The sequence below is a fragment of the Bradyrhizobium sp. USDA 3262 genome, from assembly GCF_054060035.1.
Window position 1 is genome coordinate 7,879,453 of sequence record NZ_JBSSCT010000001.1, and the last position, 24,730, is coordinate 7,904,182.

Annotated in this window: 18 protein-coding genes and 1 pseudogene; 10 read left to right on the top strand and 9 right to left on the bottom strand. The window is 64.0% G+C overall.

The annotated features are described in order from the left end of the window. The first annotated feature begins 619 nt into the window (after window positions 1-619). From clpB to ACVWYP_RS37250, 5 genes are all read left to right on the top strand, one after another. Window positions 620-3,232, top strand: coding sequence for an ATP-dependent chaperone ClpB (clpB, locus tag ACVWYP_RS37230; RefSeq protein WP_304496823.1), 2,613 nt, complete (start codon window positions 620-622; stop codon window positions 3,230-3,232). A 103-nt stretch (window positions 3,233-3,335) separates the two neighbouring features. After that, window positions 3,336-3,590 carry a DUF2171 domain-containing protein gene (locus tag ACVWYP_RS37235; RefSeq protein ID WP_028334888.1) on the top strand — a complete coding sequence of 85 codons (255 nt, stop codon included), beginning with the start codon at window positions 3,336-3,338 and terminating at the stop codon, window positions 3,588-3,590. 148 nt (window positions 3,591-3,738) lie between these two features. Next, window positions 3,739-4,800 carry a Dyp-type peroxidase gene (locus ACVWYP_RS37240; protein WP_456684278.1) on the top strand — a complete coding sequence of 354 codons (1,062 nt, stop codon included), beginning with the start codon at window positions 3,739-3,741 and terminating at the stop codon, window positions 4,798-4,800. Continuing rightward, window positions 4,793-5,608 (top strand): family 1 encapsulin nanocompartment shell protein, encoded by an 816-nt coding sequence (locus ACVWYP_RS37245; protein WP_304496825.1) that lies wholly within the window; start codon window positions 4,793-4,795, stop codon window positions 5,606-5,608. Before ACVWYP_RS37240 ends, ACVWYP_RS37245 begins: the two co-directional genes overlap by 8 nt. A gap of 81 nt (window positions 5,609-5,689) precedes the next feature. After that, window positions 5,690-5,881 (top strand): hypothetical protein, encoded by a 192-nt coding sequence (locus tag ACVWYP_RS37250; RefSeq protein WP_028334885.1) that lies wholly within the window; start codon window positions 5,690-5,692, stop codon window positions 5,879-5,881. 9 nt (window positions 5,882-5,890) lie between these two features. On the opposite strand, the gene ACVWYP_RS37255 is transcribed toward ACVWYP_RS37250, so the two are convergent. Continuing rightward, window positions 5,891-7,180 (bottom strand): MFS transporter, encoded by a 1,290-nt coding sequence (locus tag ACVWYP_RS37255; RefSeq protein WP_453945888.1) that lies wholly within the window; start codon window positions 7,178-7,180, stop codon window positions 5,891-5,893. Window positions 7,181-7,298: 118 nt separating this feature from the next. On the opposite strand from ACVWYP_RS37255, the gene ACVWYP_RS37260 reads away from it, so the two are divergent. Then, window positions 7,299-8,510: an amidohydrolase family protein gene (locus ACVWYP_RS37260; RefSeq protein ID WP_304496826.1), complete on the top strand. Its 1,212-nt coding sequence runs from the start codon at window positions 7,299-7,301 to the stop codon at window positions 8,508-8,510. Between the two features lie 27 nt (window positions 8,511-8,537). Here the strand turns inward: ACVWYP_RS37260 and ACVWYP_RS37265 are convergent, their stop codons facing one another. From ACVWYP_RS37265 to ACVWYP_RS37275, 3 genes are all read right to left on the bottom strand, one after another. Further along, the gene (locus ACVWYP_RS37265) at window positions 8,538-9,563 is read right to left on the bottom strand and encodes a cellulase family glycosylhydrolase (RefSeq protein WP_439711117.1); all 1,026 of its coding nucleotides are present in this window, start codon (window positions 9,561-9,563) and stop codon (window positions 8,538-8,540) included. After that, window positions 9,560-10,849 carry an O-antigen ligase family protein gene (locus ACVWYP_RS37270; protein ID WP_304496828.1) on the bottom strand — a complete coding sequence of 430 codons (1,290 nt, stop codon included), beginning with the start codon at window positions 10,847-10,849 and terminating at the stop codon, window positions 9,560-9,562. The genes ACVWYP_RS37265 and ACVWYP_RS37270 overlap by 4 nt, the downstream gene beginning before the upstream one ends. A 75-nt stretch (window positions 10,850-10,924) precedes the next feature. After that, window positions 10,925-11,779 carry a WecB/TagA/CpsF family glycosyltransferase gene (locus ACVWYP_RS37275; RefSeq protein ID WP_051448067.1) on the bottom strand — a complete coding sequence of 285 codons (855 nt, stop codon included), beginning with the start codon at window positions 11,777-11,779 and terminating at the stop codon, window positions 10,925-10,927. A gap of 464 nt (window positions 11,780-12,243) precedes the next feature. On the opposite strand from ACVWYP_RS37275, the gene ACVWYP_RS37280 reads away from it, so the two are divergent. Continuing rightward, a complete protein-coding gene (locus ACVWYP_RS37280; protein WP_304496829.1) occupies window positions 12,244-13,374 on the top strand; it encodes a GNAT family N-acetyltransferase in 1,131 nt (376 codons plus the stop codon). Window positions 13,375-13,448: 74 nt separating this feature from the next. Here ACVWYP_RS37280 and ACVWYP_RS37285 read toward each other — a convergent pair whose 3' ends face one another. Next, on the bottom strand, window positions 13,449-14,669 hold the full coding sequence (locus ACVWYP_RS37285; RefSeq protein WP_304496830.1) for an FAD-dependent oxidoreductase: 1,221 nt from the start codon (window positions 14,667-14,669) through the stop codon (window positions 13,449-13,451). A 619-nt stretch (window positions 14,670-15,288) separates the two neighbouring features. Here ACVWYP_RS37285 and ACVWYP_RS37290 point away from each other — a divergent pair. Continuing rightward, window positions 15,289-16,614 carry an oligosaccharide flippase family protein gene (locus ACVWYP_RS37290; RefSeq protein ID WP_439711219.1) on the top strand — a complete coding sequence of 442 codons (1,326 nt, stop codon included), beginning with the start codon at window positions 15,289-15,291 and terminating at the stop codon, window positions 16,612-16,614. Window positions 16,615-16,735: 121 nt separating this feature from the next. On the opposite strand, the gene ACVWYP_RS37295 is transcribed toward ACVWYP_RS37290, so the two are convergent. Further along, window positions 16,736-18,844, bottom strand: coding sequence for a GumC family protein (locus tag ACVWYP_RS37295; protein ID WP_304496832.1), 2,109 nt, complete (start codon window positions 18,842-18,844; stop codon window positions 16,736-16,738). Between the two features lie 279 nt (window positions 18,845-19,123). On the opposite strand from ACVWYP_RS37295, the gene ACVWYP_RS37300 reads away from it, so the two are divergent. Both ACVWYP_RS37300 and ACVWYP_RS37305 read left to right on the top strand, forming a co-directional pair. Then, window positions 19,124-20,314: a glycosyltransferase family 4 protein gene (locus ACVWYP_RS37300; RefSeq protein WP_304500373.1), complete on the top strand. Its 1,191-nt coding sequence runs from the start codon at window positions 19,124-19,126 to the stop codon at window positions 20,312-20,314. Window positions 20,315-20,329: 15 nt separating this feature from the next. After that, entirely contained in the window at window positions 20,330-21,886 is a 1,557-nt protein-coding gene (locus ACVWYP_RS37305; RefSeq protein WP_304496833.1) for a glucosamine inositolphosphorylceramide transferase family protein, read from the top strand. 18 nt (window positions 21,887-21,904) lie between these two features. On the opposite strand, the pseudogene ACVWYP_RS37310 reads toward ACVWYP_RS37305, so the two are convergent. The 3 genes and pseudogenes from ACVWYP_RS37310 to ACVWYP_RS37320 all read right to left on the bottom strand — a co-directional run bounded on the left by ACVWYP_RS37310 (window position 21,905) and on the right by ACVWYP_RS37320 (window position 24,709). Beyond that, window positions 21,905-23,106: pseudogene (locus ACVWYP_RS37310) on the bottom strand (ABC transporter substrate-binding protein). A 55-nt stretch (window positions 23,107-23,161) separates the two neighbouring features. Continuing rightward, window positions 23,162-23,863, bottom strand: coding sequence for an SDR family NAD(P)-dependent oxidoreductase (locus ACVWYP_RS37315; RefSeq protein WP_304496834.1), 702 nt, complete (start codon window positions 23,861-23,863; stop codon window positions 23,162-23,164). 39 nt (window positions 23,864-23,902) lie between these two features. Further along, window positions 23,903-24,709 (bottom strand): glutathione S-transferase family protein, encoded by an 807-nt coding sequence (locus ACVWYP_RS37320; protein WP_304496835.1) that lies wholly within the window; start codon window positions 24,707-24,709, stop codon window positions 23,903-23,905. Window positions 24,710-24,730: the final 21 nt, after the last annotated feature.

Sequence of the window (24,730 nt, forward strand, 5' to 3'; positions counted from 1 at the left end):
CGTGCATCGGCAATGCACCGACACACTTCATCGCTAGCGCCTTGACCTTACACCAGCCTGAAACGCATCGACGCAAACGGAAACGCGCTCACGCGGCTATTCATGGTCGGTTCAGAGTGCGCCGTGATGCAACGTTGCGCGATTCAATGGAACATCGCGCGCTGCTTCTCTGCATCATCGAGCGCGCTACGCGAAACACGACGTGATCGATTCCGACAGCGTGTCCCGAACTTGACTTGGGCCTTTGTGCGATCACAGCGATCCATGCTCATCCAGCGCTCGCATCGCGAGCACAGCGAACCATCGAACCGCAATCAGCGCGATGCGTACACCCGGCTTGCTGGCACGGCCGTAGCAGTGCCGCCGGATGAGTGCCAAAGACGAACATCAGCCCTCGCAACGGCTTAACTGCAGCGTCCGGCGAGTGCGCTCCGCGATTGACACTCCCCTGAAAGGACCACACGATGCGAGATGCGGCGGCCTTCGGCCCGCGGTTTTTCCGCCGGCGCAATCGCACGGGGCTGTTGCATGATGGATGTCATCGTTCCGCCATCTGTCGCCGGCGGGACTGCGTGGCTGACTTGATCTCGACGAGCCTGCGTTGCCTTGAGGTGCCACGATGAACATAGAGAAATATACTGATCGCGTTCGCGGCTTCATTCAGTCGGCGCAATCGCTCGCGATGCGCGAGGGGCATCAGCAATTCTCGACGCTTCACATCCTGAAGGTGCTGCTCGACGACAATGAGGGCCTCGCGGCCGGCCTGATCGACCGCGCCGGCGGCAACTCGCGCGCGATCCTCAAGGCGACCGAAGACGCGCTGGCGAAGGTACCGAAGGTGAGCGGCGCCGGCTCGGGACAGATTTACCTGGCGCCGGAGACCGCGCGCGCCTTCGCGGCGGCCGAACAGGCCGCCGACAAGGCCGGCGACAGCTTTGTCTCGGTCGAACGCCTGCTGCAGGCGCTCGCAGCCGACAAGGACAGCGAGGCCGGCAAGCTGCTCGCCAAGGGCGGCGTCAATCCGCAGAACCTGAATGCGGCCATCAACGCGCTGCGCAAGGGCCGCACCGCCGACAGCGCGTCGGCCGAGAACGCCTATGACGCACTGAAGAAATACGCCCGCGACCTCACCCAGGCCGCGCGCGACGGCAAGCTCGATCCGGTGATCGGCCGCGACGAGGAGATCCGCCGCACCATCCAGGTGCTGTCGCGGCGGACCAAGAACAATCCCGTGCTGATCGGCGAGCCTGGCGTCGGCAAGACCGCGATCGTCGAGGGCCTCGCGCTGCGCATCGTCAATGGCGACGTGCCGGAAAGCCTGCAGGACAAGGCGCTGCTCGCGCTCGATCTCGGCGCGCTGATCGCCGGCGCAAAATATCGCGGCGAGTTCGAGGAGCGGCTCAAGGCGGTGCTGCAGGAAGTGACCTCAGCCGAGGGCGGCATCATCCTGTTCATCGACGAGATGCACACGCTGATCGGCGCCGGCAAGGGCGACGGCGCGATGGACGCATCCAACCTGTTGAAGCCCGCGCTCGCCCGCGGCGAGCTGCACTGCATCGGCGCCACCACGCTCGACGAATACCGCAAGCATGTCGAGAAGGACGCGGCGCTGGCGCGGCGTTTCCAGCCGGTGTTCGTCTCCGAGCCGACGGTCGAGGACACCATCTCGATCCTGCGCGGCCTCAAGGACAAATACGAGCAGCATCACGGCGTGCGCATCGCGGATTCGGCGCTGGTCGCCGCCGCCACGCTGTCGAACCGCTACATCACCGACCGCTTCCTCCCCGACAAGGCGATCGACCTGATGGACGAGGCGGCGGCGCGGCTGAAGATGCAGGTCGATTCCAAGCCGGAAGAACTCGATTCGCTCGACCGCGAGATCATCCGGCTCAAGATCGAGCAGGAAGCGCTGAAGAAGGAGACCGATCTCGGCTCCAAGAGCCGCCTGCAGACGCTCGAGAAGGATCTTGTCGACCTGGAAAAGAAGTCGGCGGACATGACATCGAAATGGCGGTCGGAAAAGAGCAAGCTCTCCGATGCGCAGAAGATGAAGGGCGAGCTCGAGCAGTTGCGTACCGAGCTCGCCAATGCGCAGCGCAAGGGTGAATTCCAGAAGGCGGGTGAGCTGGCCTATGGCCGCATTCCCGAGCTCGAGAAGAAGCTTGCGGCGGTCGAGGCCAGCGAGACGTCGTCCGCCAGCGAAACCGTGACCGCCGACAATATCGCGCAGGTGGTCTCGCGCTGGACCGGCGTGCCGGTCGACAAGATGCTGGAGGGCGAGAAGGACAAGCTGCTGCGCATGGAGGAGATGCTGGGCAAGCGCGTCGTCGGCCAGGCCGAGGCGGTCCGCGCGGTGTCGACCGCGGTCCGTCGCGCCCGCGCCGGCCTGCAGGACCCGAACCGGCCGATCGGCTCGTTCATGTTCTTGGGTCCAACCGGCGTCGGCAAGACCGAGCTAGCGAAAGCGCTTGCCGAATATCTGTTCGATGACGAGACGGCGATGATCCGCCTCGACATGTCCGAATACATGGAGAAGCACTCGGTCTCGCGGCTGATCGGCGCCCCGCCCGGCTATGTCGGCTATGACGAGGGCGGCGCCCTGACCGAAGCGGTGCGGCGGCGGCCTTATCAGGTGGTGCTGTTCGACGAGATCGAGAAGGCGCATCCCGACGTCTTCAACGTGCTGCTGCAGGTGCTCGACGACGGCCGCCTGACCGACGGCCAGGGCCGCACCGTCGATTTCCGCAACACGCTGATCATCATGACCTCGAACATCGGCGCCGAATACCTGGTCAACCAGCCGGAAGGCCAGAGCACGAGCGCGGTGCGCGAGCAGGTGATGAACATGGTACGGGCGCACTTCCGCCCGGAATTCCTCAACCGGATCGACGAGATCATTCTATTCCACCGGCTGCAGAAGAGCGACATGGGCCGCATCGTCGAGATCCAGTTCTCGCGGCTGCGCCGGCTGCTGGAGGATCGCAAGATCGAGCTGGAGCTCGATCCGAAGGCGCGCGACTGGCTGGCCGAGAAAGGCTGGGACCCGGCTTACGGCGCCCGCCCGCTGAAGCGGGTGATCCAGCGCAGCGTGCAGGATCCGCTGGCGGAGATGATCCTTTCCGGCGACGTGCGCGACGGCTCGCAGGTCAAACTCTCGGCCACCAAGGCCGGCCTCACCTTCAACGGCAAGAAGCCGGAGAATGCGGCCGCGGACGAATTCGAACCGGTGTAAGACACACCGGATTGCCCACGACGCGCGCTGTCATCGCCGCGTCGTCTGCCGGCATCATATGCAAGCCGACTATACAAGCTGACCTGCAACCAGGGAGAGCGCCATGACGCAGCACAAGATCAAGGACAACATGGAGGTCATCGGCGCCGATGGCGTCCATGTCGGCACCGTCGATCACGTCGAGGGCAACCGCATCAAGCTGAAGAAAAGCGACAGCGACGGCTTCCACAAGGGCCATCACCACTTCATCGAGCTCGGCTTCGTGGCGGGTGTCGAAGGCTCCAAGGTTCGGCTCTCGGCCAACGCCGCGATTGCGGTGACGCTCGAGGAAGAGAAGTCCGGCAAGCCCGTCGATTGAGGCAGGCACCTCTGCAAGCACGTGAGCCATTCGAGCCCTTGTAAAGGCTCCACCGGCATGCTCCTCTGCCCCTGTCTGGACGCCGATCCGGCGTCCAGCGCCTGCCTTTTGTCCTCGTGGAAGTGCCGTTTTAGTCAAGGAGACATGCGTGCCATCAGCCGTTCCGCAACCGGTCGCTGCGAAGCTGACGCGCGCGGCCATCTTCCTTGCGGTCACGCTCAAGCCCAATCCGGAGTATGATGCGGTGGTGCGGTCGCTGTGCGCCGACCTCGGCGCGCTGCTGCGCGCGGTGGGCTTCCGCGATCTCGAGGGCCGGCTGTCATGCGTCATGGGCATCGGCTCCGACGCATGGGACCGGCTGTTCGGTGCGCCGAAGCCGAAAGGTCTGCATCCGTTCCGCGAGATCAATGGCGTCCACCACGCCGTCGCAACGCCGGGCGACCTGCTGTTTCACATCCGCGCCGTGCCGATGGACCTGTGCTTCGAGCTCGCGACCCAGATCATGACGCGGCTCGGCGATGCGGTTGCGACCTCCGACGAGGTGCACGGCTTCAAATATTTCGACGAGCGCGACCTGCTCGGCTTCGTCGACGGCACGGAGAATCCGGAGGACCAGGCGGCCACCGACGCCACCATCATCGGCGACGAGGACGCGGCGTTTGCCGGCGGCAGCTATGTGATCGTGCAAAAATACCTGCACGACCTGAAGAAGTGGAACGAGCTGCCGGTCGAGATGCAGGAAAAGATCATCGGCCGAACCAAACTGTCCGACATCGAGCTCGACGATGCGGTGAAGCCGAGCTACGCGCACAACGCGCTGACCACGATCGTCGAGAACGGCGAGGAGCTCGATATCGTCCGCGACAACATGCCGTTCGGCAATATCAGCAAGGGCGAGTTCGGGACTTATTTCATCGGCTATGCCAAGTCCCCGCGCCGGATCGAGCAGATGCTTGAGAACATGTTCGTCGGCAAGCCGCCGGGCAATTACGACCGTTTGCTCGACTTCAGCCGCGCCGTGACCGGCATGCTGTTCTTCGTCCCGTCGGCGACCTTCCTGGAGGACGTCGCGAGCGAGGCGCCGGCACCTTCGCCCGCCGAGCCGTCTCTGGATGACGCCGGGGCCGACGACACACCTGCACCAGGAATACCGCCGTCCGACGGCTCGCTCGGGATCGGCTCGCTGAAAGGAGAGGCTGGACATGAATAATCTTCATCGGGGACTCGCCCCTATCTCGGACGCGGCATGGGCCCAGATCGAAGAGGAGGCCTCGCGCACGTTGAAGCGCCATCTGGCGGCGCGCCGTGTCGTCGACGTCGACGGTCCGAAGGGAACGGATTACTCCGCGGTCGGCACCGGTCATCTCAAGAAGATTGCGGCGCCGGGCGACGGGGTCGAGGCGACGCAACGCGACGTCCAGGCGCTGGTCGAGCTGCGCGTGCCGTTCGAGCTCTCGCGCCAGGCGATCGACGATGTCGAGCGCGGCGCCAATGATTCCGACTGGGGTCCGCTCAAGGATGCCGCGCGCAAGATTGCCTTCGCCGAGGATCGCGCGGTGTTCGACGGCTACGCGGCCGCCGGCATTCGGGGCATCCGTCAGGGCACCAGCAACCCGGTGCTGACGCTGCCGTCGAGCGTCAAGAACTATCCTGCCGTGGTCGCGCAGGCGGTCAGCCAGCTGCGGCTTGCCGGCGTCAACGGTCCCTATACGCTGCTGCTCGGCACCGAGCCCTATACCGCGATCGGCGGCGCGACCGACGACGGCTATCCGGTGCTGCAGCACATCCAGCGCCTGATCGACGGCAAGATCATCTGGGCGCCGGCGATCGAGGGCGGCGTGCTGCTGACCACCCGCGGCGGCGATTTCCAGCTCTCGATCGGCCAGGACCTTTCGATCGGCTATCTCAGCCACTCGGCGAAATCGGTTCAGCTGTATTTCCAGGAGACCATCACCTTCCTGATGCTGACGAGCGAGGCGTCAGTGGTGCTTGCGCCGGAGGCGAAGAAACCCGCCTAGTCTTACCGGCGTTGACTCATCCGGGAAGTCTCCGGCCGTGGCCGGAGCTTCCGTCGAACTGCAACGGAGAGGAGGCGCGCAATGGACTACGATCTCTACATCAACCCGAAGAAGACATCGGTCGGTCTTTATGTCCGCAAGGGCGCGGGTCTTCCCGATCTTGCCGATGCCAAAGACTGGGTGTTCGACGGCACCTCGGCGCAGGCCAATCTGCCGCCGCAGCTCGTGAAGGAAATCGAGGCCAACGGCCACGCCTTTCGCGACATGGATTGAGCGCGGGCGCTACTTCTCGCCAGTCTTCACCGGGGCGGTCTCGGGCATCAGGCTCATCGCCACAATGCCGACCGCCGCCGCGAGCAAGAGGTACCAGGACGGCGCCAGCGGATCCCCTGACACGTGCAGCAGCCACGTGACCACAAGTTGCGCGGTGCCGCCGAACGTCGCGATGGCGACCGCGTAGATCGTGGCGAACACGCCGCCGCGAATGTTCTGCGGCAGCGCTTCGGTGAAGGCGGCATAGAACGCCGTGAACGGCAGCGATCCAATGAACGACAGGATACCGAAGCCGAACAGAAGCGACCACGCACCGGGGTCCTGGACGATCCACAGGAAGGCCGGATAGGTCAGCACCAGCACGACCAGCTGCGGCCAGATCATGATCGGCTTGCGTCCGAGCCGGTCGGCAAGCCAGCCGCCCAGCACCGCGCCGATGATCTGCAGTCCGTTGCTGACCAGCGAGACCGTGAACGCCAGCGACGGCGACACATGCAGCGTGTTCTTGGCGTAGGTCGTCATGTATTGCGTCACATAGGTCGAGATCGTGCCGCTGGCCAGGATCATCACCGCCAGCACGATGACGCGAAGATGCCGGCGCGCCAGCGCCACATGGCTCGCGCGTTCGACCTGCCCGGCGACGTGCTCCCCATGCGAGACCGTTTCCGGCAGCGTGCGGCGCATCCAGATGCCGAACGGCAGACAAACGGCCCCGAGCAGGAACGCGATGCGCCATCCATGGGCCTGCAGCATATCGGGCGCCATCGCGCTGCTCAGGATGACACCGACAAGCGCGCCCACCGTCGCCGCGATCTCCTGGCTGGCAGGCTGCCAGGCGACCACGAGGCCGCGGTTCCTCGGTGCAGCGATCTCGATCAGATAGGCCGTGGTCGGCCCGACCTCGCCGCCGAGCGCAAATCCTTGCACCATCCGCGCCAGGATCACGATGATCGGCGCCACAATGCCGATGGCGGCATAGGATGGCGTCAGCGCAATGGTCAGGATCGCGCCGCCCATCAGCGCGAAACTCAGCAGCATCGCCGGCCGCCGGCCGACCCGGTCGGAGAAGATGCCGAGCACGACGCCGCCGATCGGCCGCGTCAGGAAACCGGCGCCGAAGGTCGCAAGCGACAGCATGAGGCTGCCGTATTCGCTGTGCGCGGGGAAGAAGGTGCGCCCGATCTCGGTCGCAAAGAAGCTGTAGGTGATGAAGTCGTAGAACTCCAGCATGTTGCCGATGGTCGCGGCAAAGGCTGCGCGCTTGACATCGAACTGTTCCCTGCTCGCAATCTCCGGCAACGCTCTAGGTTCCTTGTCTGCTTGTGCGAGCGGAGTATTATTCCTCCGACCATGTTAGGCAAGGCATGGAGAACCGCGCGATCTGCATGTGACACAAGCGACAAGAGGAACAGATCCGATGCCAGCCGACAAACTCTTCATCAATGCCAGGCTCGGTGACGGCACCAGCCGCGATCTGCTGGTCCGTGGCGGCCGCATCGTTGCGATTGAGGCGAAAGGCGAACGGCCGAACGGAATCGAGATCGTCGATCTCGGCAATGCGCTGGTCGTGCCCGGCTTCGTCGAAGGCCACATCCATCTCGACACCAGTTTTTACGGCGATACCTGGCGGCCGCACCGTCCCTGCACCGACGGATTCGACGTCCATGAGCGGGTGGCGTTTCAGGCCGAGAACCTTGCCGCGGCCGCGCCGATGGACGTGCGCGCACGGAACCAGCTCGACCTCTGCATCGGGCACGGCACGACGCAGATGCGCAGTCACGTCATGGTCGACGGTTCGGTGGGGCTGAAGTCGCTGGAGACCATCCTCGGGGTTCGCGAGGAATACAGGGATTTGATCGATATCCAGCTCGTGGCGTTTCCCCAGAACGGCATCCTCACCAGCCCCGGCACGCCGCAACTGCTCGACGAGGCCATCAAGCTCGGCGCCAATGCCGTCGGCGGGCTGGATCCGGCAAGCTTCGACCGGGATGTCGAGGGCCATCTCGACGTCGTGTTCGGCGTAGCGCAAAAGCACGGCGTCGATGTCGATATCCATCTTCATGACGGCGGCATGCTTGGCGCCTTCGAGGTCGAGCAGATCGCGGCGCGCACGCGTGCGCTCGGCATGGAGGGCCGCGTCACCGTCAGCCACGCTTACGGGCTCGGCGACATTCCCGCCGATGCGCTGAAGAAGACCGCCGACAGTCTGGCGCGCTCGGGCGTGGCGATCATGACGAATGCGCCGGGCAGCCGGCCGTTCCCGCCCGTCGCGCCGTTGCGGAAAGCCGGCGTCACCGTGTTCAGCGGCAACGACAACATCCGCGACTCCTGGTGGCCCTTTGGCGACGGCGACATGCTGGGCCGTGCCATGATGATCGGATACCGCTCGGGTTTCTACACCGATGAGGAGCTCGCGATCGCGTTCGACATGATCACTACGGCCGGCGCCAAGGCGCTCAGGCTCGAGGACTACGGCCTGCATGCGGGGGCCAAGGCCGATTTCGTGACCCTGAACGCCGTGCATATCCAGGAGGCCGTGGTCGCGCGGCCGTCCGGGCGTTCCGTCTACAAGGGTGGCGTGCTCACCGCGCGGGACAATCGCGTCGTCAAGGCCGCCGGCCGATCCTGAATCGGACGCTGCGTCCAATCGAACGGCTTAGCGGACCGGAGGGATGATCGCGCGGAGGATGTCCGCCTTCCAGCGTTGCCGGGCGCCGTCGAATGCCGCAAAATCGTGGTCGAACTGCCAGTAAGCCCACGCCCAGCCATTGCGTTCCGCGCTTCTCGCCATGAACGACAGATACGTCGCGCGGCTCTCCGCGGGCGCGCGTTCATAGACACCGAACTCGCCCAGATAGATCGGGCGTTTCTCCTTCTCGGACCAGGACCGGATCTTGTCGAAATCGGCCGAGGCCCTGGCTTCGTCTTCCGCAGAGCCCCAGCGCAACGGACCGATCTTCGAGAAGGTCGGCGACCACGGCGCGCCCTGATGGGTGAATTGCAGCGGCAGGTAATAGTGGAAAGTGACGATCAGGTTTCGGTCGCCGGCCGGTAGCACCAGCTGATCGATCGGCAGCTCCTCGGTGTTCAGGATCGCGACCACGACATTGCGCTTCGGGTTGGTATCCCGGATGATGGCAAGACAATCGTGGAGCAGCGCATTCCATTCGGCCGAGGTCATGTTGCCGCCGGGCTCGTTCAGGATCTCGAACACCAGCGCCGGGTATTTCCCCGCATAGCGCGATGCGATCTGCCGCCAGAATGCCCTGAGCTTCACGCCGCATTCGGCCACGTCGCGTTGGCAGAGATCGGTGTCGTGCTCATCGAGGATCGGAACGAGCCTATTCGCCAGCACCTGCTCGATCACGGCATCGAGGCGCCGCAGGACGGCATCATCGAGGATGTTGCCGGAATCCATATGCCTGAAGCCGAAGAAATTGATCCGGACATGGGAAAAGCCGGCCCTGCGAATCGCGGCGAAGTTTTCCAGTCGGAACGGCGCGTTCTGGTAGCCTTCCCAGATGCCGTCATAGCCGAGAATATTGATGCCGCGCCCCAACACCGCGGCGTCCGGCGATGCCCCCTGCCCCGCGGCCTTCGCCGGTGCGATCAGCGAGACAGCAAGTGCCGCCGCCACCAGCATGACGAAGGCTCCTTGCAGAAGCAATCGGAACGCGGTCATGGCTGCTCCAACTCGCGCGGCTCTACGCGCGACGACGGCACCGGCCGGCAAATGGCGAGGAAGAAGGCGATCAGCAGCACCGACGTGAACATCGTCGAGCGAAGGAAGACCGTCTCGGTGAAATTGGTCTGGCAGTTGAGGAAGACGAACCCGATGATCAACGCGCAGTGCAGACGGTCGATCGCCCGCCCTGCGATCAGGCAGAGCACCTTGTAGGAAAACAGGAAGACGCTCGCCGTGAACAGGAAATAGCCGAAGAATCCGGTCTCGACGAGAATGGCGATATAGCCGTTGTGATAATTGTCGAGGACCCAGCCGTGGTTCTGGTTGAAATAGTCGTAGATCGCCGGATTGGTCCAGAATCCGTTGATGCCGAATCCGAACAGCGGCGCGTCATCGAAATGGCTGATGGCGTACTGCCAGATGAAGGTTCGCTCGGTGAAGTCGATCGTCGTGTCGAAGACATGGATCGAGTCGTAGCCGGTCGTGTAGAAATACAGGATCAATAGCGCTGCCGCGACGCACATGACACATGGCAGGATCGCGTAGACCTGCATGCACCGGACCGACCACAGGGAGGTGATCAGCAGCGCGCAGGCAACCAGCGACAGGGCGCCGGCGCCGCGCGACTCCGAGAGCATGACGCAGGTGGAGGCCAGCACGAACGTCACGAGGAACGGCAGCCATCCTTGTCCCGTTATCTTTCGATAACAGGCGAAGAACATGAGATAGGCGCCGGCGAAGCCGAGGGTTTGCTTCGACTCGAAGACACCCTGCCACTGCCCGTTGTGCATCCAGGTCTGATCGATCCCGATGTCCGGGAGGACCACCGCACAAAGCACAGAGGCCGCGATCAGCACGAACAGGCCGCGGGTGGCCGATGTCACGATGTCGTCGATATCGACGCGGGTGATCATGCAGAACGCGCCAAGCGTCGTGATCGCGAGCGCTGCGGCCTTCATCAGGGCCGCCACGCCGAGGTTGGTCCACAACACGGAGATAGTGGCGAACGCATAGAACGCGACGATCACGAGCGTGTCGAGATTGAGGGCCAGCCGCAGGCACGGACGGATGAACAGGCTTGCGTAGATCAGGACGCCCCACATCAGCAGGGCGACGGCCTGCTGCACAAGGGTCAATTCGGTCGGAAGCAACGCGGCGTGGAAGGTCCCCATCGACATGATCACATTGATGGTGATCGACCAACCGACGACGGTCCTGGCGAAATTTTCCGCCCCGACACCGGGTGCCTGCCAGATCGATCCGTCGATCGCACGTCCGTCCATTCGGTTGTACTCCGCTCATGGAATGAGCCTGCTGCTCCGGTGGATCGGAGCGGCACATTGCACTCGTTAGAGGCGTCAGTCCTTCGCTGACGAGGATCGAGTGCGGTTGAACAGCAGATAGAGCGCGTGCGGATTGGTCGTCAGGTAGCGCCAGAACAGCCGCCGCGGCTCGAGCCACAGGCGCCAGGCCCATTCGAGACCTACGATCTGCATCCATCTCGGCGCACGCGGCCGCGAGCCGGACAGGAAGTTGAACAGCCCGCCCGAGGTCTTGATGACGCCGACATTGCCGAGCCGAGGCATGAATTCGTCGACGAAAGCCTGCTCATAGGGCACGCCGAGCGCGACCCAGAGGAAATCAGGCGCAAGGGCATTGATCTCGTCGACCTTGGCCCGCAGTGCGTCGCCGCGCAGATAGCCGTGCGAATGGCCGACGATCTTGAGTGCCGGATAGGCCCGGCGGACATTGGCAATGGCAGCCTTGTTCTCGGCTTCGTTGGCGCCGAACAGATAGAAGGTCAGCCCGAGCTCTTCCGCCTTGCGTGCGACGTCGTGAAACAGATCCGTGGTCGCGACGCGCTCGGGAAGCGGATTCGGCGACCGGAGCTTGGACACCATGACCAGCGGTTGGCCGTCGGCATTGACCAGGTCGGCGGTACGGAACAGCCGGTCCGTCATCGGCTCGGTCGAGCAGCGCGACAGCACCTCGCCGTTGGCGGAGGTCAGATACAGCGGACGATTGGCACGCCGGCTCGGATACACCGCCTCGACCATGAACTCGGCGGTCTGCTCGCGATCGAGCACGGCGAGCCGCAGCCCACCGATGGTGGCCCGGGGAACACCGGCAGTCGCAGCCCTGCCGACAGGATTGATACGCCGCTCCCGCGCACCGTGTGGCAATGATCCGATCTGCGCCGGCGCCGAGGACATCTGCTCGGCCCGCGGTATGTCGCAAATCCGGACAGGTGGCGCAGCCATGTCCGAATTGAGACGCCGAGGCGGCTTGCGGTCGGCCTGCGGGAACGAAATTGCGTAGGAAGCGCGGGTTTTTTGGCTGTGACTCAGCATTTCGGCGGGACTCCAGGACTTGCGAGCCCTTAACTGCAATATCCGGTCCAGACCGTGTGCGATTATCTCACCACGGCCCGATTGAGCTGATCCTTAAAGGATTGTTAACGATGCTGATCCCTGGGACGCGGCCACGTTGAGTTGACGGCCGATCGCAGTCGATACGATGACGGCAACGGCTCGACCCAGCAACAATGTGCAAGGGTCGACGCATTGCGTTAATACAAATCGTATTCTGCCGCTGCCCGAGCCGATCGACCTTTGCTATAAGGGCGGCGTGCCGGATTCAATCGGCGCTTTGAAACTGTCGTTTTGTTTGGTCTCACATGAACAAGAATGATGACGCGTTCGATGTCAGCATCGACGACGCATTCGACTTCCTGTCTGAAGAGTACGTAAAGCTATTTGAAGGCTCGGACGCGACCGCCTTCCAACATCCGCTATGGCTGGACAGCCTTTACCGCAAGCTCGCTCCCGCCGCGTCGGCCAGACCGCTGGTCGTCGTCGTCCGCCATCGTGCGAACATGTCGCTTGCGGCCGTGCTGCCGATGCTGCGCGTGCGGCGCGGCCCGATGCGCACCATCGAATTCGCCGATCTCCGCGTGTCCGACTATTTGTCGCCGGTCTGCAGCATCGCGACCTTCACCGACCTGCTGCGAGACCAGCATGCCTGCGAAAGGCTTCGACAGCTGCTGCGGCCGTTCGACCTGCTGCGCATACCCAAGCTGCTCGATGCGAGGATGCCGATCGAGAATCTGCTCGGCGCGCCCCATCGCAGCCTGATGGATACCAATGCTTACGCGACGGTCCTGGTCGCGCCGTTCGAGCAATGGCAGATCAATGCATTGGGAAAGTCGTATCAGAAGGAGTTGGCAAAGAAACGGCGCCAGATCCACAAGAAGGGCACACTCACCTTCTCATGCTGCGACGACAGCGCTTCCATCGGCGAAGCCATGGAGACGATGAGAAAGTTTCGCGGACCGCGGTTTCACGAACAGGGTGATGGCGACCTGTTGCAGCGACCGGAGTATTTCGATTTCTACTCGAGCGTGGCGCTTCGCGGCATGGGCTCCTTTGCCCGGCTCTACGCCATGAAGATGGACGGCAGCGTCATCGCCACCGCGCTTGGGCTGGTCCACCGCGGCAGCGTCCTCGTCGTCATGACGGCGTTCGACATCGAGGGATACAAGAGCCAATCGATCGGCGCGCTGACATTCGAGAGCGTCGCCAGGGATTGCGTCGAGCGCGGCGACCGCGTGCTCGATTTCACCATCGGTGACGAACCCTACAAGATGCAGTTCGGCGGTCAGCCGACGCCGATGTCTGCCGTGACGCAGGCCGGCAGTGCGGCCGGCTCGCTCGCGCTGTTTGCCTTGAAGCAGGCGCCCTGGATCAAGCTGGCCGCCAAGCGTATGACCGACCTCAGGCCGGTCCGCACCTCGACCGGCACGCGCTAAAGCGCGATGAGATCGGCTCGGATCATCATCGCGCTGCAGCACATTGTGAACATGATCTCGGCGCGACGACTCGCCTAGCGGAGCGCGCTGCGGACGCGCATCACCCATCCCGGATGAATCCGGTCCACCCGGTGGGTGATCATGCGGCGCAGGAAGTGCAGCTTCCGCCGCAAGTTCCAGCGCACACCGGTGTTCAACGTCAAGGCCTGGCGGAAGTTCGCCAATTGCAGCGAGTGCTGATCGGCGGCGAGCTTGTCCCGATCGGAATAGAACTGCGCAATCTTGTCCACGCCCATGCCGGCGGTCTCCAGCCAGCGCGGCACATAGTCCATGCAAAGACGTTCGACGTCCACCAGCAGTCGGCCAACGCCGGTTCCGGCTGCGGGACAATTGGTCTGAAACGCATCGCCGATCAACACGACGCCCGGCTGCAGGTGGCCCTCGGTCACAGTCAGATCCATGACCCAGTTCTGCACCTGGCCGACCACCTCGAAATCGCCGAGATAGGGCTGCAATCCCGGCATCAGGCGAAGCAGTGTCCGTCTGGTGTCGCGGCGCAGCTCGCGCATGATCGGATCGGTCGGATCGCGGAACATGAACAGGTTCGCCCGCATGCCGCCCGACATCGGAAACAGGCTGAGATAGTCGACACCGTCAGCCGCCTCCTCGCCATAGCAGGTCAGCGCATCGAAATCGAACGGCGCGTTGTCCGGCCGTGCGATCGTGAAGCCGAACGAGACCGAGTGGCGCGCGGCAAGCATCTGCCGGCGCATTCCGAGACTGTGGCCGAGCACGGTCGCCATGCCGGTCGCCAGAACGACCAGGCGCGAGACGACGCGTTTTCCCGAGGCCAGCGTCAACTGCTGACGTTGCTCGCTGCAGCTGACATTGGTCACCTGGTCGAGCAGGAAGCTCGACGCATCGGGCGTCAGGCCGCGTGCCATGTTGACGAGGTTGGCATAGGAAATCCCGTAGGACCGGCCGACGCCGATATCGACCAGCTTGCCGCTCCTGATGTTGAGCACCCGGTCATAAGGCGCGGCAATGGCCTCGACGTCGTCGATGAAGCCGAGGCGGCGCAGGATATCGATCTGCCGTCCGGCGATCTTCTCGACGCGGAATTCATCCGGCGGGATCGAACGCTTGTCGATCAGGATGACCCGGTACCCGGCCCGGGCGAGCACAGCCCTTGCAAGCGAGCCTGCCAAACCGGCTCCGACAATTGCGACGTCCGCTTCGATGACCTCGGCCTCGCAGGCCACGATCGGCTTGGTCGCACTTTTCTCGGCAATCATGTTTGTCCGCTCCGACGGCTAGAGCGTTTTCGAGCGAAGTGGATACCGGTTCGCGTGAAGAAAACGCGTCAAAACAAGAATCTAGAGCCCCGTTCCGATTCCATCGGAACGGGAAAAGCTCTGGTTGGCCGCAGAACTGCAATTTCCTTGCCTGCGCTGCCGCCTTGCCGATCGAGCACGGCGAGTTCCAGAATCGAGGTTAATGAAAACGTCCGGACCACGATCAGCGGTCTCTCGGCACATGGCTTGCACGACGGTCGGCCATGAAACTGAACCTTTGCAGGATCCGCAGCGGGATGGCGAGGCGATTGCCAGGCCATGGAGCAGCGACAAATGGCGTTGACGCGCAAGCGCAGTCCCATCCGGCAAGGTCCGCGCCACTGGACCGGGCGCCGGAGGCAAATCCGACCTGCGCCGTTTGGAGACAGGGCACACGGCGCCGTTCCAGAATGGAGCAACGCGACCTGGCCCCGTTCACAACTGCGTTGGGCCCGGAAGCCATTCGAAAGGAACGGAATCTTAGCAAGAGAACATTAACACTCCAGGCTTCACCGATTGCTACGGTCAACAGCCCCGACTGGATATTGAGACATCTCTGGTGATTGCCTCCGTGTTCCAATTGTTACGGCGCGACGTCACGCGCGGCGTTGCCGGGACCATCCTGCTCAAGGTTGGTAGTGGCGGGCTCGCATTCGCGTTGTTCTCGCTCGCCGCGCGGGCGATGACGCCCGACGCGTTTGGAGACTTCGCAACCCTGCTCTCTGTCGCCCAGATCGCCTCGGTCGTGGGCCTGGTCGGCCAGGAGCTGCTCCTGGTTCGGTTTCTCAATGAGTATGAGGTGCGCGGCCAAACCGCCTTCACCAAGGGTGTGCTGCTGACGAGCCTGAGGAACTCAGCGATCGGGATGCTGATTTCGATCGCCGCGATCGCCGCGGTGGCAGGCATTCGCGGCGAGTGGTGGCTGTTGATCTTGTCGGTCTCGGCGTTCACCGCGGTCAATGCAGGGCTCATGCTCGGCAGCCAGATCGCGCGATCCCTGGTCAGCATCCTTATGGGCGAAGGCAATCGGGAGTTCTTCTGGCGCGTCGCCGTCGTCCTGTTCCTGATCGCAGTGCTGTTCGGCCACCGGCAGCTCACCCCCGCCGAGCTGTTCAGCGCGATGTCGGCCGCCATGGCCCTCGGGCTCGTCGTGCAGATCGTATCGATCGTGCGGGTGCTGCCGAACCTGCGGTCGGTCACGGCGCGCTTCGAGACCTCGCGCTGGAACAAGAGCGCTTTCCGGTTCTGGCTCGCGTCCATTCTCGAAGCGGCAAACCAGTATTTCGACGTCATCCTGGTCTACTGGATGCTGGATCCGGCCACCGCCGGCGTCTATTTCGCCGCCTCGCGGCTGGCCAACATCTTCGCCATGCTGTCGGCTGCGCTGTACACGTTCGGCGCGCGCCGGCTCCCCTCGCTGTACTTCAGCAAGAATCACGACGAGCTCGAACATACGCTGAAGCTGATGGCCGAGGTGACCGCGCTCTGCGTGCTCAGCGGCCTCGTCATTGTCTGGGTGGGCGCCCCCCATCTGCTCGGCCTGTTCGGACCGCACTTTGCGGCGCAGCAGTGGGTGTTGATCGTGCTCGCGATCGGAACGGCCTTCCAGGCGGCGGGCGGGCCCTCTGCTGCTGTTCTGCAGCTGACAGGCCATGAGCGCGATTACGTTCCCGTTGTCGCAGCCAATGTGGCGTTGCGGCTGCTGGGATTTGTCGTGCTGATTCCCTGGCTCGGCGTGCTCGGCGCCGCGATCTCGGCGACGGTTTCGCTGGTCGTCGCCACCATCGCGCTCAACGTGCTGTGCCGGCGGCGGACCGGCGTCGACCCATCCATTCTGGTGCTGTCGCATCTGTGGCCGTCGAAAGGTGACGCCTACGCGGTCCGCGTTGCGGACAGCAACGACTAGAAGCGTTTTTCGAGCGGAGTGGATACCGGCTCGCGTGAAGAAAACGCGTCAAAACAAGGATCCAGAACCGCGTTCCGATACTATCGGAACGGAAAAGGCTCTAGCTCCAGCCGTACCGCCTTCAGCTCGCCAGGCCCAGCGCTTCGTCCTGGGGACCGCGAACGGCGGCATTGACCGCCACGCGATTGACGACCAGCGCGGTCGGGACCGAACCATACCCGGATAGATCGGCCCGCGCCTTGCCGATCGCAGCCGAGTTGGCAGCCCCTTCGCGAACCACGAGGATCACGAGGTCGGCATGGGCAGCCAGCGCCACCGCGGCCGGCTGCAGGGCAAGCGACGATGCGTCGACGATGATCAGGCCGAAATCGGCGCGAATATCGTCCGGCGGATAGGGTGGCGTCTTGCTGCTGGCGCCCAGCAGTTCGACGACGGACGGCAGATCGGCCTTGATGATCCCCGATCCTTGCGGCGGCGCGGCCTCGGCGCGCCTGGATTCCATCTCGATCAGGACGCTGAGCGTGCCGTTCTTGACGGCGGATCGGTTCAGCGACCGTGCGACGGTGCTGCCGCCGGCGCCGCCCTCAACCGACAGCAGGAGCGCCACCTTGCCGTGGTCTCCCGGCAGCTGCTCGATGTTCTCGATCAGCAGCTGAAGATGCGGAGTGAGTTCAGGCTCGGCCGTCGTCGCGATCGGGGTCTGCCAGACGCTCCTGACGGCGTCCGGCGACGGTATGTTGGGAATGCGGGCCAGCACCGGCAATCCCGGCGGCAGCGCGGGTTGCGGCGCGGCGGGCGCCGGCGGTGCAGGCGCCTCGGCCCGACGAAGCGGCGGAATGGCCTTGATCGGGAGCTGCTTCAGATTCAGACCGGGAACGGCGACGATCGCCGTCGACGTCAGCAGCGAGACGATCGCGAGCGCGACCAGCAACAGCGGAAGCGGCGGCAGCGTCGAGCGCACCGGCGGCGTCGCGGGCGATGCGACCTTGGTCTGCGAGCTCTGCAGCAGCCGCTGCTCGTCGGTGGTCTTGTAGCGCGAGAGGAATTGCTCGTAGATATTCTTGTTGGCATCGGCGTCGCGCTGCAATCCCTGCAGCTTGACGAGCGCCTGACCGTCGACCAGGATTTGCTGTTCGACCGCCTTCTGCTGATCCTCGAGCGCTTTCTGCTGATCGCGCTGCGCTTCATATTCCGACTTCGCGGTGTCGATGTTCTTCTTCCGCTCGATCTCGATCTGTCGGTTGAGATCGCTGAGCTGGCTGAGAGCCATCACGAGGTCTGGATGACGGTCGCCCAGCACCCCGCGCTTCTGTGCGATCTGGTCGTTGAGCGCGGAGCGCTGGGCGCGCAGCGCACTCAGCAGGTCCTGCTTGACGGGGCCGTCGACATTGGCCTTCAGGTCGCGCTGCATTTGCTCATAGCGGACCTTGGCCTCCTCGGTACGGGCGCGCGCGGCGGCGACCTGCTGGGTCAGATCGGTGACGCGCAATTGCTGCGTCGTCGATTCCTTGCCGGCGTTGACGATCCGGTGCTCGAGCTTGAACTTCGCAACGGCATCTTCCGAAGACCGCAAGCGGTCGTCCAATGTCTTGAGCCGGCTCTTCAGCCAGTCGGCGGCCTCGTCGGTCGCCACGCTGCGCGTGCCACGCTGGCTGGCGACGAACGCCTCAGCCACCGCATTGGCGTAATACGCCGCGCGCTGCGGGTCGTTGGACGTGAACTTGATGGCGATGACATAGGTCAATCCGCGCCGGGAGATGTCGAGCCGGTTGCGAAACCGGTCGAGCAGGCGCGTGGGGTCGGTCCTGCCGCCGGAGATGTCGCTGTCCTCGGCGACCTTGAGTTGCTCGATCAGCGGCCCGAGAAATCCGTCGGATTTGGCGATCTCGACATAGCTCTGCAGTGCTGCCGCATCCTGACCGATCCCCGGCAGGACGTCCTGGTCGGTGGTCACGCGCTGCTCACGCGGGTCGACCACGACGAGCGCGGTCGCGGCATAGCGCGCCGGAATCAACATCAGCAGAATGACGCCGACCGCGAAGATCACCGCGGCGAGCATCAGAATGCGCTGACCGTTCTCGCGGAAAAATGCCACCCCGCCGGGAATGCTCAGCACGCCCTTGGTGGTTTCCGCAGAGGATTGGCTGGCCGGCACGCCGGCAGTTTCCCACGACGCGGCGGGTTCCGTGGCTTCGGAACGGCTCGAGCCTACGCGGTTACCGAACTTCATGAGGCTGTGACTCGAATTCAACTGACAGTACTGCCCCAACGTAAATATCTATGGTTAATCCGCGGTTACCCCCTCTTCATGCGGCCGTAACCAATTAGTTAACGAGCCGGCTGTACCCTTTGTGTGAGACAATGGCTCTCGATTGCTGGCGATGTCTGACCGCACTAAATGAGCAGTAACCTCAACACGCGCTACTCGGTGTACGAGCGCGCTTCGCGTGATAAGCACGCGCGCAAGAGCGAGGGAGCCGTCTCCACTCCTTCGACGGGTGAGGAAGCCGTGCTCCATTACAGGCCAAGCACAGAATTGCGCGAGGCATCGACCGCATCACGCAATCAATCGAACGAGAGCAAGCCAAAGCTGCGTGTCGTCCTGGTACAGACCCAGGCCGAGAACGCCGGCGCGCAGGAGATATCGCGGCTGGTCGGCGCGGGCCTCACCGCGCGCGGCTATGACGTCGCCAACCTGTTCTTCTTCCGCAAATCGGATTCGTTCGACGAGCCGCCCAATACATTCTATTGCGCGCCGAGCCGCCCGGGAAATCCGCTGGCGCTGCTGCGGATGCTGTGGACGCTCGCCGGTCATCTCAGGACCCTCAGGCCCGATGTCGTGCTGACCTTCCAGCACTTCGGCAATGTGATCGGCGGAGGCGTGTCACGCCTCGTCAGCCGCGCTCCTGTCATCGCCAACCAGGTGTCCTCGGCGATGTCGATGAGCATGCCGGTGCGCGCCGCCGACATCATCATGGGCTCGACCGGCTTCTTCCAGTGCATCACGCTGAATTCGCGCGACATGGAACGTGAATACGCCCGCTATCCTGCGCCCTATCGCTCGCGCATGACGCACGTCCCGCATGGCTTCGACGACAAGTCGCGCAGCCTGCCGAAGGACGTCGCGCGGCAGCGGTTCAAGCTGCCGCCGGATCGCACGCTGCTCGGCTGCGCGGCAAGGCTGCATCCACACAAGCGGCTCGATGCGGCAATTCGCCTGCTGGCCTCCGACCAGTCCTGGCATCTTGCCCTCGCCGGACAAGGCGCGGATGAGGAACGGCTGCGAGCCCTGGCGAGCGAGTTGAAAGTCTCGGACCGGCTGCACTTCATCGGCGAGATTCCACCGCGCCAGATGGCCGATTTCCTGGCGTGCCTCGACGTCTTCGTATTTCCGACGCAGGCCGAAACCTTCGGCCTCGCCGCGGTGGAAGCCGCGAGCGCCGGCATTCCCTGCGTCGTCAACGATCTGCCCGTGCTGCGCGAGGTGCTGTCCTACCAGGGACAGCCTGCCGCGGTGTTCGTTGACGCTGCGAACGAGGCCGAGTTTTCGGCCGCCGTTGCGAAAGTCCTGACCGATCGTTTGTTGAGCGACCAGCTGCGGCAAAGTGCCGTGGGCCTGAAGTCGCGTTATTCGTTGGATGCCATGATAGAGGAATACGTCCGCATTCTCGGCAATGCCGTGGGAGTGGACGCGCACTAGGAAATTGGACTGGACATGATTATCGAGTTTCGCTGCGATCGCGCGCAGGCGCGACTCTGGATGCGTCGCGAGACGCTGCGCGTCAGCGATCAAGATATTCCCGTTCAAATCGCCTGGACTGCGACACCGGGGCCGAGGCCCGCCGGCCTCGACATGCTGTTCGAACTCGAACGCATCGTGCTGCGCAAGGGCAAGGCCGGCGATGCCGACAGGCTGAAGACGATTGCGGAACGACCGCGCAAGGGCAACCCCGATGTGGTGGTCGACTTCACCACGGCCGCGCGGGACCCGAACTGCTCCGCCAGGCTCTATCTCCGGCCACGCTTCAACGGACAGGCGGGCGAAGCCGCCGCGCTGGCCGCCATTCTCGCCGGCGACCTGCCGGTGATTGAAATCGTCAACGAGCTCGACGGCACGGTGATGGACCGCGGCCATCCCTCAGCGGAAATCGCCGCCGGCCTGAGCGGCGGGCTCGAAACAGTCATGGCGCGCACCTTGTCCATGCTGCCGCCGATCCTGTCGGGGGCTCCGCGGCTGGTCCCGCAACTGGCTGCGCCGGCGGCCGGCAGCGCGCCGCGAAACCCCGCGCCCTTTGTCGTGCGCGGCGTCGCGACCTCGATCGCGAAGGAAATCTATCGTCTCTGCTGCTACGCGCCGCATTGGCATGTCGGCTGGCGCTACGCCGAGAGCGCGGACGTCTGGCGGACCGGTGACCTGTCGGGACCTGCCTGGAACGTGCTCGGCGATCCCGGCAATCACTTCTATGCCGATCCGGTCCCGGTGAAATGGCAGGGCAGGACCTTCGTGTTCTTCGAAGACCTCGACCACCGGACCGGCAAGGGCATCATCTCCGCGATCGAATTCGACGGCAGCGGTCCGGTCGGCACGGTGCTGCCGGTCCTCGAAGAGCCGTGGCACCTGTCCTACCCGTTCCTGATCGAGAACAACGGCGAACTGTGGATGATCCCGGAAAGCACCGCGCATCGGGGTGTCCCGATCTACAAATGCGTGCGCTTTCCCGACAAGTGGGAACGGCAAGGCGCGCTGCTGTCCGGGCTCGAACTCGCCGACGCGACCATCACGCAGCATGACGGCCTCTACTACATGTTCGGAGCCTGGCGCGACGGCACCGGCGGATACTCCGACACGCTGGCGATCTATTACGCCGAGCAGTTGTTCGGCCCCTGGCGGCCGCATGCAAGCAATCCGATCCTGATGGATCGCGCGACGACGCGACCCGCCGGCAATTTCGTGACCGTCAACGGCAAGCTGTGGCGGCCGGTGCAGGACTGCAGCAACGGATACGGCGCGGGGCTCGGACTTGCGGAAGTGCTCGAACTGTCGCCGACGACCTACCGGCAGGCCGTGCGCCATCTGCTCAAGCCCGGGCCGCTGTGGACCGGACGCAAGCTGCACACGCTCAACCGCTGCGGCCAGCTCGAGGTGATCGACGGCTCGCGGGTCCAGCCGAAGACCACCGCCTTGCTGAACAGCCTGCGGTCAAGCGACCGGCCGGCGCAGCGGGAGTGGCAAAACACGCTGGCGAAGCCGATCGCACGTCGGCTCCACTAGCACCTCGGTTGGCCCGGCTCAGTTCGGGTCGGCACTCAGCACGCCGCCGAACTGCTCCCATGAGCTTCCGGTCCAGCGTTGCAGCTGAAGCTGCGTATAGGCCATGCTGTTGTCCGAACCTGTGTTGATGGTGATGCCCGGCATCAGGGTCGGCAGCACGAGCCCCCTGATGTTGCGCGCCTGCTTGACGATGTTCTCGCGCGACAGGTCGTCGCCGCACTGCTTCAGCACCTGCTCCAGGATCTGGCCCTGCTGGGTGCCGAACAGATAATTGTTGTCGCCGATGTCGGCGCCGGGAAGATATTTCTCGAAATGGGCGCGATACCATTTCATGCCGGGATCGTCGGCCCACTTCTTGTCGTTCGGATCCTTGGTGACGGTCGCCACGACAACGCCCACCGCCTTGTCCGCCCCCGCCGGCACGATGGTCGCGGAGACCGAGCTCGACACGTAGTTGACGATGGTCAGCGGCGACCAGCCGATCTCGTTCGCCTTCTTGATCGCCTGGCCGCGAATTTCGGCGTGCCGGCGATCAGGAACGCCTGCGCACCCGACGCCTTCAGCGTCACCACGCGGGATTCGATCGTCGGCTCGGTGACCTCATAGGGAGACGTCACCACCTTCCTGTCGAAATCGGCCTTCAGCACCTCCTTGAACGCGGTCACGAAATCGCGGCCGAGATCGTCGTTCTGGTAGAGGATCGCGATCTTCGCATCGGGGGCCGTCTGCGTGATGTATTTTGCGTAGATCTTACCTTCGGTGTTGTAGCTCGGCAGCCCCGTGGTGGTCAGCGGAAACTCGGTGAAGTTCGCAAACTTGGTCGCGCCACTGACGACGAACAGATGCGGCACCTTCTTCGCGGTGACGTATTTGATGGTCGCGCCGATGCCGGGCGTGCCGAGCGGGCTGAACAGGAACGCCACCTCGTCGCTCTCGATCAGCTTGCGGGTCTGCTCCACGGCCTTGGGCGGCGTGTAGGCATCGTCATAGGTGATGAGGTTGATCTTGCGGCCGTTGACGCCGCCGCGGTCGTTGACGGAATGCACGTAGGCGATGAGGCCCTTGCCGGTGTTGCTGAGCGGCGACGCCGGGCCGCTGAACGGAAACGTCGCTCCGACCTTGATTTCCGACTCCGAGACCCCTGGCGTTTCGGCGCGGACTGGAGCTGCGGCAAGCGCCGCGAGCATCGCAACGGACACGGCAAACGTCTTCAACACCATGAAATTCCTCCTGAGCTTTTATGAATTGACCAATTCCTGCAACCGCCGCGCAGCGCTACCAGGCTTCGCCGAACGGCCTGATCTCGACATTGAACGACCACGCGCTGCGATCCTGATGGGCGACGTGCCAGACCTCGTCCGCGATCGCTTTCGGCTTGATGAAGAAGTCGTCCGGCCGATCCGGCCAGCGCTTCCGCGTCCACTCCAGATCGATCACGGCATCGATCACGAGATAGGCGACGTGAACACCTTGCGGCCCGAGATCGCGGGCCATCGCCTCGGCGAGAATCCGCTGCGCTGCCTTGGTCGGCGCGAACCCCGCGAAGCCGGCCTTGCCGCGCAACGCCGAGGTGTTGCCGGTCGCGACGATGGCGCCCTTGCCCGCACCGATCATCGCCGGCGCGAACCGCCTTGCCAGGTAAAGCAGTCCCATCGTGTTGACCTGGAAGTTGCGATTGAGAATCTCCGGATCGATCTCGCGGAAGGTGCCGAACGCCCCGCCGACGGCGTTGTGAATGACCACGGCGGGATTGCCGAGATCGTGCTCCACCGCCGAGGCCACCGCCTCGACCTGCGCGGGATCGGACACATCGCACCGATAGGCTTTAGCCCCCGGCAGCTGTTGCTCAAGCGCGGCAAGACGCGCCTCGTTCCTGGCGAGCAGCGCGACGCGATATCCGCCCTCAGCGAATCTCCGGGCGAGCGCCGAACCGGTGCCCGGCCCAACGCCGGATATCAGACAGACAGGTGCGGTCATGCGATCAACCCTCCGCGTTGCGGCCTATCGCCTTCATGGTCAGGCGGCGGCCTTCGACAGCAGCTTCTCGACGTAAGGCTTGAGGTCCGGCCCGATATGCGCGTGCGCGATCAGGCGATCAAAGTGGGCAAACATCAGCGGATACTCATCCTGCACGCCCGGGTGCAGGATTTTCGCCAACCCCTGCTTGCGCAGCTGCTCGGCCCGCGCGTGTTCGTTCATGAACAATGCGAGTTCGGCGGCAAAGCAGATGTCGGCAATCGAGATGCCGCTCCCGACCAGCACCTCCCGCCGTGGCAACAGCGCCTGCTCGATCCCGGACGCAAAGATCGCGAACGCATCCTTGGCCCGCGCATGAATGGCCGCATCGACGGTGCCGCCCGACAGCGCCAGCAGATAGATTTGCGAGTCCCGCGCAAACACCAGGCTGACGTCGAGAAAGCTGTCGATCCTGGACGCCTCATAGGCGTCGCGTCCATAGAGCGGGAACGCTGCCTCGCCGAGCCGCGCCACCGCGCGCATGATGCTGTTCGATTCGAAGATCCCGACCTTGCCGTCGGCGCCGAATGCCGCCGGCACATTGCCGAACGGCTGCGCCGCCATGAACGCATCGGTCTTGAAGAGCTGCGCGCCGGTCAGTCCGACCCGCCCGGTCCGCGCCAGCGACGACAGCGAGGCGCGCTCATGCTCCGCCAGCGGACGGGCATCATAGTCCCACAACCAGTCGCGCAACTCCTTGCCGGAGGCACCCCTGACCTCGACATCGACACCGCAGAACCGCGCCGCGATGGTCGCCTTCCAGACGCGCGGGTTCGGCAAATAGGAGAAGATGCGCAAGGCGGCCATGGTGGATTGCTCCGGTGCTAA